The organism is Roseibium algicola, from assembly GCF_001999245.1.
GTDB classification, from domain to species: domain Bacteria; phylum Pseudomonadota; class Alphaproteobacteria; order Rhizobiales; family Stappiaceae; genus Roseibium; species Roseibium algicola.
Genome location: NZ_CP019632.1, coordinates 1 through 13189, shown reverse-complemented (window position 1 = coordinate 13189; position 13189 = coordinate 1). Strand labels below are relative to the sequence as shown.

Below are 13189 nucleotides of genomic sequence, written 5' to 3'. Positions count from 1 at the left end.
CAAGTTCTACCTGCTGGAAGCTCAAGACTGCCCCTGTCAACCTGCACAACAGCTGAGAGCCGCTACATCCTTTTCGAAAGTCTGCGCAGCAAGCTTCAACCCTTCAACCGTTGTGAGGTATGGGAAGATCATCGCGCCGAGCTCTTCGTATGTCATTCCCGCCTTGAGCGCCATCGCCGCGGTCTGGATACTGTCGGCACCTTCCGGAGCAAGTATATGTGCCCCGAGCAACCGCTTGGTGTTTCCGTCCGCGACAAGTTTGATGAGCCCGCGCGTGTCCCGGGCTGCGAGTGCTCGAGGAACGTGCTCGAGCGACAAGACTGAAGTGCGAACAGTGTGGCCGGCAACCTTCGCGGCGGCCTCAGTGAAACCGACGCTTGCAACCTGGGGATCGGAGAAGACGATTGCCGGCATGGTAGCATTGTCATAGACCAAGCTATCGGCGTTCATCGCGTTTTTCGCGGCCAGTTTGGCACCGTAGGCTGCCATATACACGAATTGATCACGTCCGGTTACATCGCCGGCGGCGTAGATGTTTTTCTGGCTGGTACGCATCCGGTCATCGACAAGGATCGCGCCACGCTGGTCGGTGGCGATTCCGGCCAGGTCCAACGCAAGATTTTGCGTGTTGGGCGTACGACCTGTCGCAAGAAGAAGGTCCTCCGCTTCCAGGATTCCGGTTCCATGTTCGGTTTCGACCCTCAGTGCAATGCGGCCGTCACGCATCAAAACTTCTGTGTAGCTCTTGATGGTTTGGACGACAATGCCTTCGTCTTCAAACGCCCGCGTCAGCGCATCACCGATTTCCGGTTCCGCCTCCGGCAGCAATCCTCGGCGGCTCACAATGGTGACGCGCGTACCCGCACGGGCAAAAACTTGCGCCAATTCGACACCGATGTATCCGCCTCCCATGACAATCAAAGATTCCGGGCGCTTCTGAACATCGAGAATTGATGTGCTGTCGTGAGGGCGTACCTGGGCCATTCCGGGAATGTCAGGCACCTGCGGCCGGGATCCCGTGGCAAGGAGGATCTTCTCAGCTTTGATGACCTCTCCTTCCAAGGTCAGCTGCCCGCCGGCAATGAAACGAGCCTCACCTTCCAGATAGGCGATGTTGTTGTGTTGGGGCAGGACGTCGATATATTTTGCAGCTCGCAGGTCATCGACCAGCGCCTGTTTCTGGCGGATTACGGCGGCCCAATCCGTGATCTGCGCCGTCGCCTCTATCCCGTCAAATCTTCGAGCGGCTTTTGGCGCGTGCATGATCTCCATAGCCCGGATCATCGCCTTCGACGGCACGCAACCGACATTGACGCAAGTTCCTCCTATGACGCCGTGACCGATCAGGGCAACCCGGGCACCTTCCTCGGCCGCCGTGATCGCGGCCGAGAACCCGGCTGAGCCCGCGCCGACCACAGCCAGGTGGTAGGATCCGTTCCTCTTCGAACAACAGTCAGACATTCCGGTTTCCTTCGTTGCGTTGGCGTCGTGCATTGCGAACAAGCGCATAGAGTGTGAGAAGTACAAAGGCGAGGAGAGCGGGCAACAGGACGTAGTCAAGAAGGCCAACGAAGGCTGACAGCCCAACGGCACCGAACAATACGACGAGAACCGGTGTGAAGCAGCAAAGCGCAGCGATCACTGTACCTATTACCCCTGTCGCCAGGAGCTTGTTGTTCATTTCATATTTTTCCTATTGTCTTCTCCGCAGCCTTCCCCGGCCGACAGTCGCGACCTTTGGCGCAGGAAATAAGCGAGAAAACCTGCGATTGCGGCAGTCAGCACCGACAACACGACACCGGAACCGGAAAAGTGGGCAATCAATCCTGTTGCCGCGGAACCGACGAACGCCAGACCGCCACCGCAGCAGACAATCATGACGGGAGCGGCAACCGCCGTCGCCAGCATCATTCCCAAGGGTTTGTCACTCACAGGTCAACTTCCGGAGTTCGTTCCATCGTCCAGCAATACCGCCGTGTACCCGTATGCAGCAGGTTGTGCGGCGATCTCCCCCAAATCCGTCACAGCATCGTCGAACGTGATTGTGTAGACACCGGACCGGCCATCTTCGTGTTCTTGGAAATTCAATATCGCGACGCTCTCGGATTTCTGCAGCGCCTCGCCGACGATGTAAGAACAAGACGGGCACCAAAGGCCAGTGACCTCGATCCGCGCTTTTCGTTCTTCTGCGTGTGTTGCTCCGGTTGCCAGGAACAAAACGGCAAGTGTCATAAACGTCTTTTTCATGGAGGATCCTTTCTCAGTAGCCGAGCAGCGGCGGAGCGAGGTACGGGAAGGCCAAGGAGAGCGCGACAACGAAAGTTGCGCTCCACAGTGCTCTTTTCATGAACCGCTTTTGCAGGGGGCGGTCGCAACTCCCATCATCGCAGGCCTGCGGCGTCGGCCTGTAAACCTTCCAGAACCCATAGCCGAGTGCGCCTCCGGCAAACGCGAAAAAGATCCATTTGTACTGGGTGAGCGCACCAAGCTGACCGATCCAGGCGCCTGTGGCCCCGAGGCTGAAAAGAACCAGAGGCAGAATACAGCAGGACGTCATTGCAAGTGCGCCAAGTATGCCGCCGGCGGTAGCGGCCTTCGCACCAAGGTCTGTTTCTCTTTTGGTCACTGGATGTATGTCCGTCGTCATTCCGGCACCCCCATTGATCTGACTATGGGGAAGGCTTACCGTCTGTAGTCACTACAGATGCAAGGAGTTTCTCTCATGTCCGGGATCACGAACGCGCGAGGCTATCCGATTGGGGCAATGTCCAGCGAAGCCGGTGTCAATATCGAGACGATCCGGTACTATGAACGCATTGAATTGATGCCCAAGCCTGACCGGACCGCCGGAGGCAACCGGCAATACACCCACGACCACCTTCAACGTTTGTCGTTTATCAAGCGGAGCCGGGAACTCGGGTTCAGCATCGACGAGATCCGCGAGATGCTGAAAATGGTCGACCAGAAAGGCATCAGTTGCGGTGAGGTGCATGCCATGACAATGGAACACCTGAGCTCTGTGAGGGAAAAGATTCAGCACCTGAAGAAGCTGGAGAAGGCTCTGACTAAAATGGCGTCTGAATGCGCCAAGGGAGATGTCCCGACCTGTCCGATTATCCAAACGCTCTTTGAAGCGTAGTACCTATTGGGTGATTGACTGTCCCGCTAAGTTGCTCGCCCCGGGGGCTGTGCCGGCTGTTTGCACCTGACAAACGCGGTGCTCAAATAAGCCTGTGCGAGTTTCTTCTTAAATAAAGACTGTCGCTGTAGCAGGTCGTGAAAATCAGACTGGTCAAATCGATTGCTCGAAGTTCGTTCCAACTAAGCGCAGGATTTTTGGCAAATCTTGTTCTGGCCGCTAATTCAATTGCCTTCCTGTATTCCAGCATAGTCAGCCATACGATCCCGGAAAGATGATGTCCTGATCGACCAGAATATTAAAATTGTATCCCGGCCGGATCTGAAGTGTCGGCTGGACATCGAGGTTCTTGTTGATGGTCCGCTCCACCACCCGGCCGAACACTTCCGCGAAGTTGCGGCGGGCGGCATCTGAGGCCGTGTCCTGGGTGGAAAGCGTAGAGCTCTCCGGAACAGCCATATCAATTCCAGTTCCGATAATTGCGAGAAGCGCTGCGGACCCAAAGGTGCGCAGGTAATGGTTGTTCACCTTGTCCTTGAAACCGCCATAACCTTCGCCGTCAACGCCCCCCATGGAGCCGATCTGCAAAGTAGCTCCATTTGGGAAGATGATATCTGTCCAGACGACGAGCACGCGCTTCTGACCGAACGACACATCGGAATCATACCGGCCGAACAGTTTGGTTCCTTGAGGGATCAAAAGCAGATGGCCGGTTGCGCTATCATAGACGTTCTGTCTGACCTGGCCGGTGATCCGGCCGGGAAGGTCCGAATTAATGCCGGTGATGAGCGTTGCCGGGATCACCGAGCCGCGTTTCAATTCATAGGGTGACTGCTGCGGAACAACGCGGTTCGCGAGATATCCGGCTTCCGAAATGTCCTGATTGAAGAAATCCTGTTTACCGAATTGTCCGTTGGGATCGGCATTAGCAGCCCCGCCTTGAGCCGCCTGCAGGGCTGCGGATAGAAGATCAGGAGAAGACGGGCTGCGCGTAAACGCCCCGTTTCCTGTCTGATTGCCCTGGGTGGTCTGCGATCCCTGCCCCTGCCCCTCCAGTTCATCGATGTTCACGACGATTGGACTGTCGTAAGCCGCGTCAATGGATTGCAGGCGCTTCATCCGTTGGCGCTGCAATTCCTGCATTTCCTGCTCTTCGTTGCGGCGTTTCATCCTTTCGCGCCAATCTATCTCCGTTTCCTGCGGTTCGATCACCGCGTCCGATGAGACGGGCTGCTGCTGAAACGGATTGCTATACGGCTTCTGCGCTTGCACGATTTCCGGTTTGGCAACTTCAACTGGTTCCGGCCGAACCGGCGTGATCGGTTGCCCTGGCGGATCGATAACGCCGTTGCTGATGCCGGCCTTGAGTTGGTCCGCAAAACCGCTTGCCGGCGTGCCACCACCATCCTCGACAATACTGCCGCCCGACGTGATGCCACGGTTCGCGAGGCCATAGATGATCACAACACCGAAAACGACAACGAGCCCGATGAATAGAAATATCGGCAGCCGGTTTAAGCGACGTATCTTGGGAGCTTCATCGTCGGCGCGAATGTCGTCACCCGCCAGATGCACATTGGAATCCGAATTGCTCATATAGGGTGGCCCTTACGCTGTGCGCGTCAGCACGGAGACAGGGCTCGTCGGAGACGCGCCGGCCGCCGTTGCCTGATAGGTCCGTGCCAACTCGACAGTTGGCGTGGTGAGGCGAACGAAGATCTGCCCGGCATCGGAATCGACCGTGTAAGCCAAGGGAATGATCGTGTCGCCCGATGGCTGTTGGTCGGCCTCCGCGACCGCGTAACCCCATCCGCGTAGTGAACTTTCGAGGGCAAGCCCGAACTGGGAATTGTCAGCCTTGAGGAAGATGGTGCCCGTTCCAGCTCCGACATGTTCAGAGAGTTTCGCAACCATGTCGCCGGCGACGATGCTTGCGGCTGAAGGCGACAGATTGGCAGCATCAACGCTTGTTGTCGGGTTGAACCAGCCACTTTGCGTCATGCAGCCTGCCATGGGTGTTATCAGCGCCGAAATGCCGATGGCTTTCAAAATTGAGCGGCGTGTGTGCAACATGATCAGCCTCCCCTGTTGATGCGAACTTTTTGTTGGCTGTAACCAACACCGGACACGAGTACCGCCTGGTCGATCGTGTAATCCACGATCATGAGGCTGCCCTTCAGGCGATAGTTGACGATCTGGTTCTGTCCCCCGGAGGTGATGTAAAGAACCGGTGCATCCCCGGACGCCATTCCTGAGGGAAACTGGATGTAAGTTTTGGTGCCGTCCGAATAGACACGTGTCGGCCGCCAGCGGGCTTGCCCGTGAACGTGATATTTGAAGTCCAGGTTTTCAGCCGGGACGCCGGCGCCGGGGATGATGCTTGCCTCAAGCTGGCGATTGGCCGCTTCGAATTTCGCCTGGATGTCTTCAGGGTAATCGAAGCCCACCCGGGCCATGTAACGGTGACTGTCGCTTTGAAGCTTGATCTGGTAGGTGCGCCTCGATGTCGTCACCACCATGGATGTGACAAGCCCGGGTTCTGTCGGCTTGATGATCAGGTGAACCGAGTTTCCGCCCGGTCCCCCCGATGTTGCCGGATCCACCTTCCAGCGAACAGTGTCCCCGACCATGACGTTGCGAACAGCTTCCCCAGGCTGTAGCTCCACGTCGCAGACCTGCAAGGGAGCGCAAACCACTGTTGGCTGGACCTGGCCATAGAGATAGATGACCTTGCCGTCCGGACCTTTGGTAATCACGCCTCGGCCATTACGCCAGTCGCTCGAAAGCCCGAGGGCGCGCAGCTCCTTTGCCGTGTAGTCGGCAGCCAATGCTTGAACAGGTAGGGCGATGACGGCGGCCGCGGCCGCGAACATGCACACGCCCGCGTGCGGTCTGATTTTCTGGAACATAACTTTCACTCTCTGAGCGTGTGATTAGCTTACAATTGCGCGGTCCAATCGAAGTCCTTTAGGTAAAGACCGATTGGATTTAGCCTGATGATAGCTTCGTCCTGTGGTGGCGATAGGGTCACGGCTGCAACTCCGCGCCAGCGCTTCGTCTGAAGCTCTTTGCCCTTCCTGTCCCGTTCGATCTCCGTCCAATCGATTTGATAAGATTGATTGGAGAGCGGGACGATACTTGTCACCTCGACGGACACGGTTCGGGACTGTGCGCGATCGAATGGAGAGTTCGTCCGGTAGAAGTTGTTGACCTTCTGGGTGGCAACGTCCGTCTGCCGCAGCATCGCGTAAACCCGGTCGATGTATCCCTTGGCGACAACCGTGTCCGGGGTGACAGAGCGGAAATTAGTGATCCAGGCTCCGAGCATGGAACGGACAACGCGCTCATCGGCGTATTCGATCTGAGCAGGGAAACCACCGATCGCGGGTGTGCCGAGCTTGTCCACCTCGACGATATAAGGAACGAGCTTGACCTGCGTGCTCTGGTAGAGCGCGAACCCAAAGCCGATGATCGCCATCGCCATAGCGAGCAGGCCGATACCCTGCCAAACGCGAGCGGTGCGTACGTACGATCCGTAGCGCTCGTTCCATTCCATCCGAGCGGCAAGATAGGGATTATCGATTGGAGTGTGTTTTGCCATCTAGGTGCCTATTGCTCAGGAGGATTTGGGCGAAGACCCGCCGCCAGTTGGTTTGTTTGGAAGGGATTGCTTCAGCTTGTGATTGGCGAGACCTAGCGTTGAAGACCCGTGAGCACTCGGCGCTCCGGTCAACTTATCCGCGGCAGCAGAGGCTAGGGCTTTTCCGCCTGTGCCAAATGCAGCGGCAACACTGCGGGCTGGCGAGTGCCCGGCATCGGACGCGGCTCTTCCAGCTTGATAAGAACCGGATGCTATTCCGGCGGCACCGATCCCGGCTCCGGCAATTCCTCCTGCCACACTGGCGGTTTGCCGAAACGCCGCGCCAGCGTAATAGGATGTCCCTTGGCCCGTTCTAATGACCTCCATCCCGCTGCCGGCAGACACGCCTTGAACCACGCCCTGGACAATATTCGGAACGAAGATTGAAAGCGCGAACATCGCCAAAGCTATTGCAGCCAGCATTCCGGGACCGGATGCGGTTGTCGTCATCGTCGGATCCGCCGCGAGGTTCGTCAAAAGAGTTGAACCTGTTTTGGCGATGATGCTGAGGGCCATCAATTTCATGCCGATGCTGAACGCGTAGATCAGATAACGAACAGCAAAGTCTTTGGTGTAGGACGAACCACCCAAACCGAGCATGATCATGCCGGCGATAAGCCCGATGTACATTTCCACGATGACAGAGAGCAAAACTGCCGCAAACAACGCCATGCAAAGGAGAACGATGAGGCCGGAGCCGGCAAGCATCAACGCTTGCGCAATGGCAGTCCAATCCAGATTTTGAATTTGCTCATTCAGGATGCCGTTGACCTGCAAACCTGTATCGAAGAGGTCCGCTGGGGAGAGTTTACCCGAGACACTTCCGCTTCCGATCCCCCAAAGGCTATCAACGATGTCCTTTGCTAGCTGTGGGCCTTGAGTCAGTACGAATGCGAAAAAGCCGATAAAAATGATCCGTTTGACCAATTCTGTCGCCCAGACCTCCAGAGAGGCAGCGTTCACGCCAAGCCAGACAGCCGCCAAGCCGATCTCGATAGTGGCTAGCAGCCAGAAGAGAGACGTTGCGCCGCTTATGAGCGTGGACTCCCAGCTCTTGGCGGCGTTTGCCAAACTGTTTTGAACAGTATCCAGCGCACCGCCGCTCTGAGCAAATCCAGTCGAGGCAAATATGCTTGCGAACACCATTCCCAAAATGAGTGTTCCAAAAAGCGGTCCGAACTTCCTCCTGGCCATAGCCACAGCCCCCTACTTACTTACCACTGAGGTTTGAAATCCTGCCCGTTGCCCGGTTCAATATCAGGCGCCTTGAAGAACTCTTTGGCGGCCTTCTGGGAGGCTTCACGCTTTGCTTTTGCTTCTTCCGCCAACTCAACTTGGCGTCTCAGCAGTTCCGCAACTTCGGGATCGGTTTTCGGTACGATCACGTATGTTGTGCCCGCCCCGGCGACAGCTGCGAGGAGCGCGATTAACACGACGATGGGAAGTTTGAATGTCATATGTTTACCACTGAGGTTTGAAGTCTTGCCCATTCCCAGAAGAGACGTTCGGGTTTTTGAAAAACTGATCTGAGGCTGCTTTCGTGTGATCGCGTGCCGTCTGTTCGGACTGGTACCAGGTTCCCATCATGGTCATCTGCTGAGAGACCAGACCCCGAAGCTTCTGCATCTGCTCGACTTGCTGGGCTGCAATCTCATGACCCACCTGCAGGGCCTGCTTTTGGCCCGCGGCCGACTGAGAATGCTGCCGGAGCTGACGCATGGTGGCCTCTTCGGTCGCGAACTGGTCCGAGGTGTATCCGGCCGCTTTCAAGGTCGAGGAGATGGTATCGCGGTTGGTATCCGACCAACTTTGGTACATGGTCGAAAACGACTGCCCGTCCGGCAGGCCGTTCTTCGCGAAGTCGGCGTAGCTCTGGAACCGCTGTTTCAGCGTGTCGTCCAGATTGCCCATTGAGAAGGCCATCGCCTGACCCTTCTGAACCAGGCTCTGCAGTTGGCCGAGGTTCTGTTCGACCTCGCCCCAAACCTGCATCGGCAGGGAGAGCGTGTTCTGCAGCATGTTCTCGTAGATGGAGATCTGATTTTCGATCATCTGGATCTGGTTGCCGATCTGCTGCACCTGATTGGCAATCTGCTCGGCGTTCTGACCGCCGAGGGCTATAAGCTCGCTGTTGTTGAGGATCTGGGTGAACTCGGTCGCACCGGTGACCGCGCCACCAGCCTGGACCGGTCCTGCAATTCCGATCACACAAAGAACGCTGGCGAGCGATCTAGCCAAGAAGCTGTTCGGCATTGGCAATTCCTCTTTGTTTGAGCCACTCAGTGGGCCATTTGTCGCCGTAGTGAAGGTGAAGGTCTTCGATGCGCTTGAGATCTTCCTTGGCGGACGCCCCGACGAAGCACAGCGTGATCGGGCCGAGCGCCATGTCGAAGAGCCGGCGCCCGTCCGGAGACGTGACGTAGTACTCGCGCTTCGGGATCGCGGAGGCGATGATTTCAATCTGCTGCTCGTTGAAGCCGAGCTTTTCGTAAAACGCGCGCGTTCCGGAAACCCTCGCCTCCCCGTTGGGAAGACAAACCTTTGTCGGACAGCTTTCCTTCAGAACGTCGATGATGCCGGATCTGTCGGCATCCGAGATCGATTGCGTTGCCAGGACCACCGCGCAGTTGGCCTTGCGCAGCACTTTCAGCCATTCCCGGATCTTGTCGCGAAAGACTGGGTGACCGAGCATCAGCCAGGCTTCATCCAGAATGAGCAGACTCGGTTCACCGGTCAGGCGCTTTTCGATCCGGCGGAACAGATACAGCAGGACCGGGATCAGGTTCCGGTCGCCCATGTTCATCAGCTCCTCGATCTCGAAGGTCTGGAAGTTCGAGAGTGACAAGCCATCCGTTTCCGCATCGAGGAGCGAACCCATGGGACCGTCCACCGTGTAATATTGCAGCGCGTCCTTGATCTCTCGGTTCTGGACACCCGACACGAAGTCGGTCAGCGACCGGCGCTGCGACTTTGACATCAAGTCAATCTGCGTCGTGATCGCGTTGCGGTGCTCCGGCAACACCTTCACGCCCTGCATTTCGATCAGGGTTTCCAGCCACTCGGCAGCAAACGCCTTGTCGGTGTCGTCCTCGAGTGAAGAGAGCGGTGCAATGGCAAGCGTCTCCGACTTGCCGACGTCATAGTGATCCGCGCCAACGGCAAGCGTCAGCGGATACATCGACTTGCCCTTGTCGAAGACAAAGACTTGCGCGTTTTCATAGCGCCGGAACTGAGCTGCGATCAGCGCCAGAAGCGTCGATTTACCCGAACCGGTCGGCCCGAAGATCAGCGTATGCCCCAGATCGCCGACATGGAGATTGAACCGGAACGGCGACGAACCTGACGCCACCTGCATGAGTGGCGGGGAGCCTACGGGGTAAAAGGGGCATGGTGCTTCCGGCGATCCGGCCCATACGGAATTCAGTGGTGCCAGATCCGCGAGATTGCGCGTGCTGACCAGCGGTTCGCGAACGTTGGCATAGGAAACACCGGGCAGACTTCCCAGGAATGCTTCGGTCGTATTCAGGGTTTCGATGCGCCCGCCAAAGCCTTCGTTCTGAACGAGCCGGCGCACCGCCTCGCACTTCTCTTGAAGCCGCGCCTGGTTTGTGTCGAAGAGGACGATGACAGGTGTGTAGTGGCCGAAGGCGACGAGTTGCGAGTTCGCCTCAGCAATCGCGTCCTCGGTTTCCCCAACCATCACCATGGCGTCCTGATCGAGCGATCCGGAATTGGTCTTGAAGAGCTGGTCCATCAGCGGCCGTACCTTCTGCAGCCACTTCTTGCGCGTTTTTTCCAGCACCGAGCGCGCCTCGATCGGATCAAGGAAGATGAACCGGCTCGACCAGCGATAGGTGATCGGCATCAGATCGAGGGCGTTCAGGATCCCCGGGCAGCTTTCGGCTGGAAACCCGTCGATCGCCACGACGCCGACATAGCGGCCGTCCACTATGGGGTTGAGACCGTGATGGAATTCCGCCGTTACCAGGTAGTCGAGATACATCGCAATGTCAGGCAGCCGGATCGGATGGTTCTCTCCGATCAGCGCGAAGCGGGCAAACTGCAGCAGGTCATCGTAGCGGCCGCGCCTCTCCCCTGCCCTTTCCGGTACCTCGTGCGTTTCCATACGCCGGATCGAGACGACATTCGCCATATACTGCTCAAATTCCCGGATCGTCGTCTTGAAGTGCTCAAGCGTCCGGGAGGCAAAAGACGTGTTGCGGCTGGCTTCGTCCGAATAGATGTATTTCACCAGCTTGGACTTGTTTTTCTCCGGCGGCCGGTAAGTCAGAATGATGGCGTGTTGACTTTCGAAGTGCCCCTCCCCGGCTTCAAAGCGCTGTCGGCGCTCATCATCGATCAAGGCGGTGACCGGGTCCGGAAAATGCGAGCTTTCCTTGACCGGATATCCGGTTGAGGGAATGCGAACCGCTTCCATCTGGATCATCCAGCCATTGCCAAGGCGGGCGAGAATTGAATTGATCTGCCTGGAGACCTCATTGCGCTCAAAGGCGGTCGAGCTCTCGCTGTCCGGCCCGGCAAAATACCAACCGGCCATCAGGCCCCCGTCCTTGAGGAGCACGATGCCGTTGTCGACCAGCGCGGCGTAAGGGAGCAGGTCGGAAAAGGATGGCGCGACGTGCCGGAATCTTTTGAGGGCAACCATGTTCAGTATTTCCGCCAGGGCGTGGATGTCGGCCGGTAGTAAGCGCGGTATCTGACGTGTCGCAGATAGACAGCGCGCATCCGCGGGTCCGCCTTGGCCATCATCCGCAGCACGCCAACCACCACGATCCAGATCGCCACGCCGAGCACGGCGGCATAGGGCTTCAGGATCACGAAAATCAGAATGACCGAGGCAAGACCGGTCACGAGCACCAGCTCCCGGTCTGCCCCGAACAACAATGTCGGGCGTGAAAGAGCGCGATGAATCCGCGCTCTGTTGAGGCCCGGCGCATCAGTCACGAGCCGGGTCCACGGTTGCCGCTTCCACTTCGGGAGCGATGCCGATGGAGGCACCGGAAGAACCGAACAGGCCGACGATCGTGGACGCGCCAAGAAGGATCCCGAGAACCAGAACCACGTAGGCCATGCGGCGGGCGAAGTCGTTGAGCTCGCCGCCGAAGATCAGCATGCCGCCGGCGATCGCGACCGCGATCAGGCCAACGGCGCCAGCGACGGGACCGTTGATGGAGGCCTGGATCTGCTGAAGCGGGCCTTCCCAGGGAAGCGAACCGCCCCCGGAGGCAAAGGCAGGTTCAATGAAGATAAGTCCGGCCCCCACGAGGGCGAGAAGAAATGCAAAATTACGCGACATGGAGGTTCCCTTGCCTTTCGTTGGAAACATCAGTGTGGAACTTGGGTAGGACGGCTGAGTGGACGTCATAGGAGCCGTCCCGGAACCCGGAGACGGTCACGATGTCCCGAACGATGCGTCCCTTCTCCGGGGAGCGCTCGACTGACACAATCAGGTCAACAGCTTCCGCAATCACTTGCGGCATTGGCTGCTGAGAGACTTCCGCGATGAGCTGTTCGAGCCGGGTCAATGCGGTATAGGCATTGTCGGAGTGAACCGTGGCGATGCCGCCCGGGTGGCCCGTGTTCCATGCCTTGAGCAGCGTCAGCGCTGCGCCATCGCGGACTTCGCCGACAATGATCCTGTCGGGACGCAAGCGCATGGTCGATTTCAGAAGCCGCTGCATGTCCACGGTGTCGGACGTGTGCAGGATCACGGCGTTCCTGGCCGCACACTGGATTTCCGCGGTGTCTTCCAGAATGACGAGGCGATGATCCGGAGCGCTTGAAACCATTTCGCCAATGATCGCGTTCGTCAGGGTCGTTTTGCCGGTGCCAGTGCCGCCCGAAACCAGAATGTTCTTGCGGCCGGCAACGGCATCACGGATCACGGCGGCCTGGCCGTCCGTCATCACGCCATCCTCGACGTACTTGGAAAGCGGGATGAGGAGCGATGCCTTCTTGCGGATCGTGAAGGACGGCTTGGAAACGACCGGTGGCAGAAGACCCTCAAAACGATGACCGCCTATCGGCAGCTCGCCGGAAATGATCGGTTTGTCGGAGGTGATTTCCGTGCCGAGCGCATGGGCGACCTTGCCCATAATGATTTGAGCGTCATGGGGCGTCATTTCGCCGGAGGGCTCCATGCCCTTACCAACGCGCTCGATGAACAGTTGCCCATCCGGGTTGAGCATGATCTCAACCACGTCATGCTCCGATAGTGCCGACATGATCGCTTTCCCAAGCGAATCCTCGAGCCCGGCGATCAGCCTGCGACGGCTTTCACCACCTTTAACGGCCACCATGACCACCCCTTGATTTGTCTAAACGGGCTGAGTTTTAACCGCTCAGTAACACTCTATAAAGCGATATCAAACGGTATCGATAATCTTTTC

17 protein-coding genes are annotated in these 13189 nt (G+C 57.6%); 1 reads left to right on the top strand and 16 read right to left on the bottom strand.

What is annotated here, in order from left to right; translation table 11 throughout:
* Positions 1-36 precede the first annotated feature (36 nt).
* Genes merA through B0E33_RS30240 form a run of 5 tightly spaced genes read right to left on the bottom strand, consistent with a single transcriptional unit; the run spans position 37 to position 2647 of the window.
* Positions 37-1461, bottom strand: a complete 1425-nt coding sequence (gene merA / locus B0E33_RS30260; RefSeq protein WP_077294699.1) for a mercury(II) reductase — start codon at positions 1459-1461, stop codon at positions 37-39.
* Positions 1454-1681 carry a mercury resistance system transport protein MerF gene (gene merF, locus B0E33_RS30255; RefSeq protein WP_077294696.1) on the bottom strand — a complete coding sequence of 76 codons (228 nt, stop codon included), beginning with the start codon at positions 1679-1681 and terminating at the stop codon, positions 1454-1456. Before merF ends, merA begins: the two co-directional genes overlap by 8 nt.
* Positions 1678-1932, bottom strand: coding sequence for a hypothetical protein (locus tag B0E33_RS30250; protein ID WP_156912582.1), 255 nt, complete (start codon positions 1930-1932; stop codon positions 1678-1680). The genes merF and B0E33_RS30250 overlap by 4 nt, the downstream gene beginning before the upstream one ends.
* A gap of 3 nt (positions 1933-1935) precedes the next feature.
* Positions 1936-2247, bottom strand: coding sequence for a hypothetical protein (locus tag B0E33_RS30245; RefSeq protein ID WP_077294690.1), 312 nt, complete (start codon positions 2245-2247; stop codon positions 1936-1938).
* A gap of 13 nt (positions 2248-2260) precedes the next feature.
* On the bottom strand, positions 2261-2647 hold the full coding sequence (locus tag B0E33_RS30240) for a mercuric transporter MerT family protein (protein WP_077294687.1): 387 nt from the start codon (positions 2645-2647) through the stop codon (positions 2261-2263).
* 117 nt (positions 2648-2764) lie between these two features.
* Between B0E33_RS30240 and B0E33_RS30235 the strand changes: the two genes are divergently transcribed.
* Positions 2765-3139 (top strand): MerR family transcriptional regulator, encoded by a 375-nt coding sequence (locus B0E33_RS30235; protein ID WP_439126698.1) that lies wholly within the window; start codon positions 2765-2767, stop codon positions 3137-3139.
* A 252-nt stretch (positions 3140-3391) separates the two neighbouring features.
* Here the strand turns inward: B0E33_RS30235 and trbI are convergent, their stop codons facing one another.
* From trbI to trbB, 11 genes are all read right to left on the bottom strand, one after another.
* On the bottom strand, positions 3392-4735 hold the full coding sequence (trbI, locus tag B0E33_RS30230; RefSeq protein WP_062492197.1) for an IncP-type conjugal transfer protein TrbI: 1344 nt from the start codon (positions 4733-4735) through the stop codon (positions 3392-3394).
* A gap of 12 nt (positions 4736-4747) precedes the next feature.
* Positions 4748-5212 (bottom strand): conjugal transfer lipoprotein TrbH, encoded by a 465-nt coding sequence (locus B0E33_RS30225; RefSeq protein WP_062492199.1) that lies wholly within the window; start codon positions 5210-5212, stop codon positions 4748-4750.
* A 2-nt stretch (positions 5213-5214) separates the two neighbouring features.
* Positions 5215-6012, bottom strand: a complete 798-nt coding sequence (trbG, locus tag B0E33_RS30220; protein ID WP_077294841.1) for a P-type conjugative transfer protein TrbG — start codon at positions 6010-6012, stop codon at positions 5215-5217.
* Positions 6013-6077: 65 nt separating this feature from the next.
* On the bottom strand, positions 6078-6740 hold the full coding sequence (trbF, locus tag B0E33_RS30215; protein ID WP_062492203.1) for a conjugal transfer protein TrbF: 663 nt from the start codon (positions 6738-6740) through the stop codon (positions 6078-6080).
* A 15-nt stretch (positions 6741-6755) separates the two neighbouring features.
* Positions 6756-7973, bottom strand: a complete 1218-nt coding sequence (trbL, locus tag B0E33_RS30210) for a P-type conjugative transfer protein TrbL (RefSeq protein WP_077294681.1) — start codon at positions 7971-7973, stop codon at positions 6756-6758.
* A 20-nt stretch (positions 7974-7993) separates the two neighbouring features.
* Positions 7994-8236 (bottom strand): DUF2749 domain-containing protein, encoded by a 243-nt coding sequence (locus B0E33_RS30205; RefSeq protein WP_062492205.1) that lies wholly within the window; start codon positions 8234-8236, stop codon positions 7994-7996.
* Between the two features lie 4 nt (positions 8237-8240).
* A complete protein-coding gene (trbJ, locus tag B0E33_RS30200) occupies positions 8241-9032 on the bottom strand; it encodes a P-type conjugative transfer protein TrbJ (RefSeq protein WP_077294678.1) in 792 nt (263 codons plus the stop codon).
* Entirely contained in the window at positions 9010-11445 is a 2436-nt protein-coding gene (locus B0E33_RS30195) for a conjugal transfer protein TrbE (RefSeq protein WP_077294675.1), read from the bottom strand. Before B0E33_RS30195 ends, trbJ begins: the two co-directional genes overlap by 23 nt.
* A 2-nt stretch (positions 11446-11447) precedes the next feature.
* On the bottom strand, positions 11448-11744 hold the full coding sequence (locus B0E33_RS30190) for a conjugal transfer protein TrbD (protein ID WP_077294672.1): 297 nt from the start codon (positions 11742-11744) through the stop codon (positions 11448-11450).
* The gene (locus tag B0E33_RS30185; RefSeq protein ID WP_077294669.1) at positions 11737-12096 is read right to left on the bottom strand and encodes a TrbC/VirB2 family protein; all 360 of its coding nucleotides are present in this window, start codon (positions 12094-12096) and stop codon (positions 11737-11739) included. Before B0E33_RS30185 ends, B0E33_RS30190 begins: the two co-directional genes overlap by 8 nt.
* Entirely contained in the window at positions 12086-13099 is a 1014-nt protein-coding gene (gene trbB, locus B0E33_RS30180; protein WP_077294666.1) for a P-type conjugative transfer ATPase TrbB, read from the bottom strand. Before trbB ends, B0E33_RS30185 begins: the two co-directional genes overlap by 11 nt.
* Between the last annotated feature and the right edge of the window lie 90 nt (positions 13100-13189).

What these genes read in the sequence shown, in the direction of transcription:
- B0E33_RS30205 (WP_062492205.1), bottom strand. Translation starts at nt 8,236, where the DNA reads ATGACATTCAAACTTCCCATCGTCGTGTTAATCGCGCTCCTCGCAGCT.
- trbF (WP_062492203.1), bottom strand. Translation starts at nt 6,740, where the DNA reads ATGGCAAAACACACTCCAATCGATAATCCCTATCTTGCCGCTCGGATG.
- trbJ (WP_077294678.1), bottom strand. Translation starts at nt 9,032, where the DNA reads ATGCCGAACAGCTTCTTGGCTAGATCGCTCGCCAGCGTTCTTTGTGTG.
- B0E33_RS30240 (WP_077294687.1), bottom strand. Translation starts at nt 2,647, where the DNA reads ATGACGACGGACATACATCCAGTGACCAAAAGAGAAACAGACCTTGGT.
- B0E33_RS30245 (WP_077294690.1), bottom strand. Translation starts at nt 2,247, where the DNA reads ATGAAAAAGACGTTTATGACACTTGCCGTTTTGTTCCTGGCAACCGGA.
- B0E33_RS30195 (WP_077294675.1), bottom strand. Translation starts at nt 11,445, where the DNA reads ATGGTTGCCCTCAAAAGATTCCGGCACGTCGCGCCATCCTTTTCCGAC.
- B0E33_RS30225 (WP_062492199.1), bottom strand. Translation starts at nt 5,212, where the DNA reads ATGTTGCACACACGCCGCTCAATTTTGAAAGCCATCGGCATTTCGGCG.
- trbI (WP_062492197.1), bottom strand. Translation starts at nt 4,735, where the DNA reads ATGAGCAATTCGGATTCCAATGTGCATCTGGCGGGTGACGACATTCGC.
- trbL (WP_077294681.1), bottom strand. Translation starts at nt 7,973, where the DNA reads ATGGCCAGGAGGAAGTTCGGACCGCTTTTTGGAACACTCATTTTGGGA.
- B0E33_RS30235 (WP_439126698.1), top strand. Translation starts at nt 2,765, where the DNA reads ATGTCCAGCGAAGCCGGTGTCAATATCGAGACGATCCGGTACTATGAA.
- B0E33_RS30185 (WP_077294669.1), bottom strand. Translation starts at nt 12,096, where the DNA reads ATGTCGCGTAATTTTGCATTTCTTCTCGCCCTCGTGGGGGCCGGACTT.
- merF (WP_077294696.1), bottom strand. Translation starts at nt 1,681, where the DNA reads ATGAACAACAAGCTCCTGGCGACAGGGGTAATAGGTACAGTGATCGCT.
- merA (WP_077294699.1), bottom strand. Translation starts at nt 1,461, where the DNA reads ATGTCTGACTGTTGTTCGAAGAGGAACGGATCCTACCACCTGGCTGTG.
- trbB (WP_077294666.1), bottom strand. Translation starts at nt 13,099, where the DNA reads ATGGTGGCCGTTAAAGGTGGTGAAAGCCGTCGCAGGCTGATCGCCGGG.
- trbG (WP_077294841.1), bottom strand. Translation starts at nt 6,012, where the DNA reads ATGTTCGCGGCCGCGGCCGCCGTCATCGCCCTACCTGTTCAAGCATTG.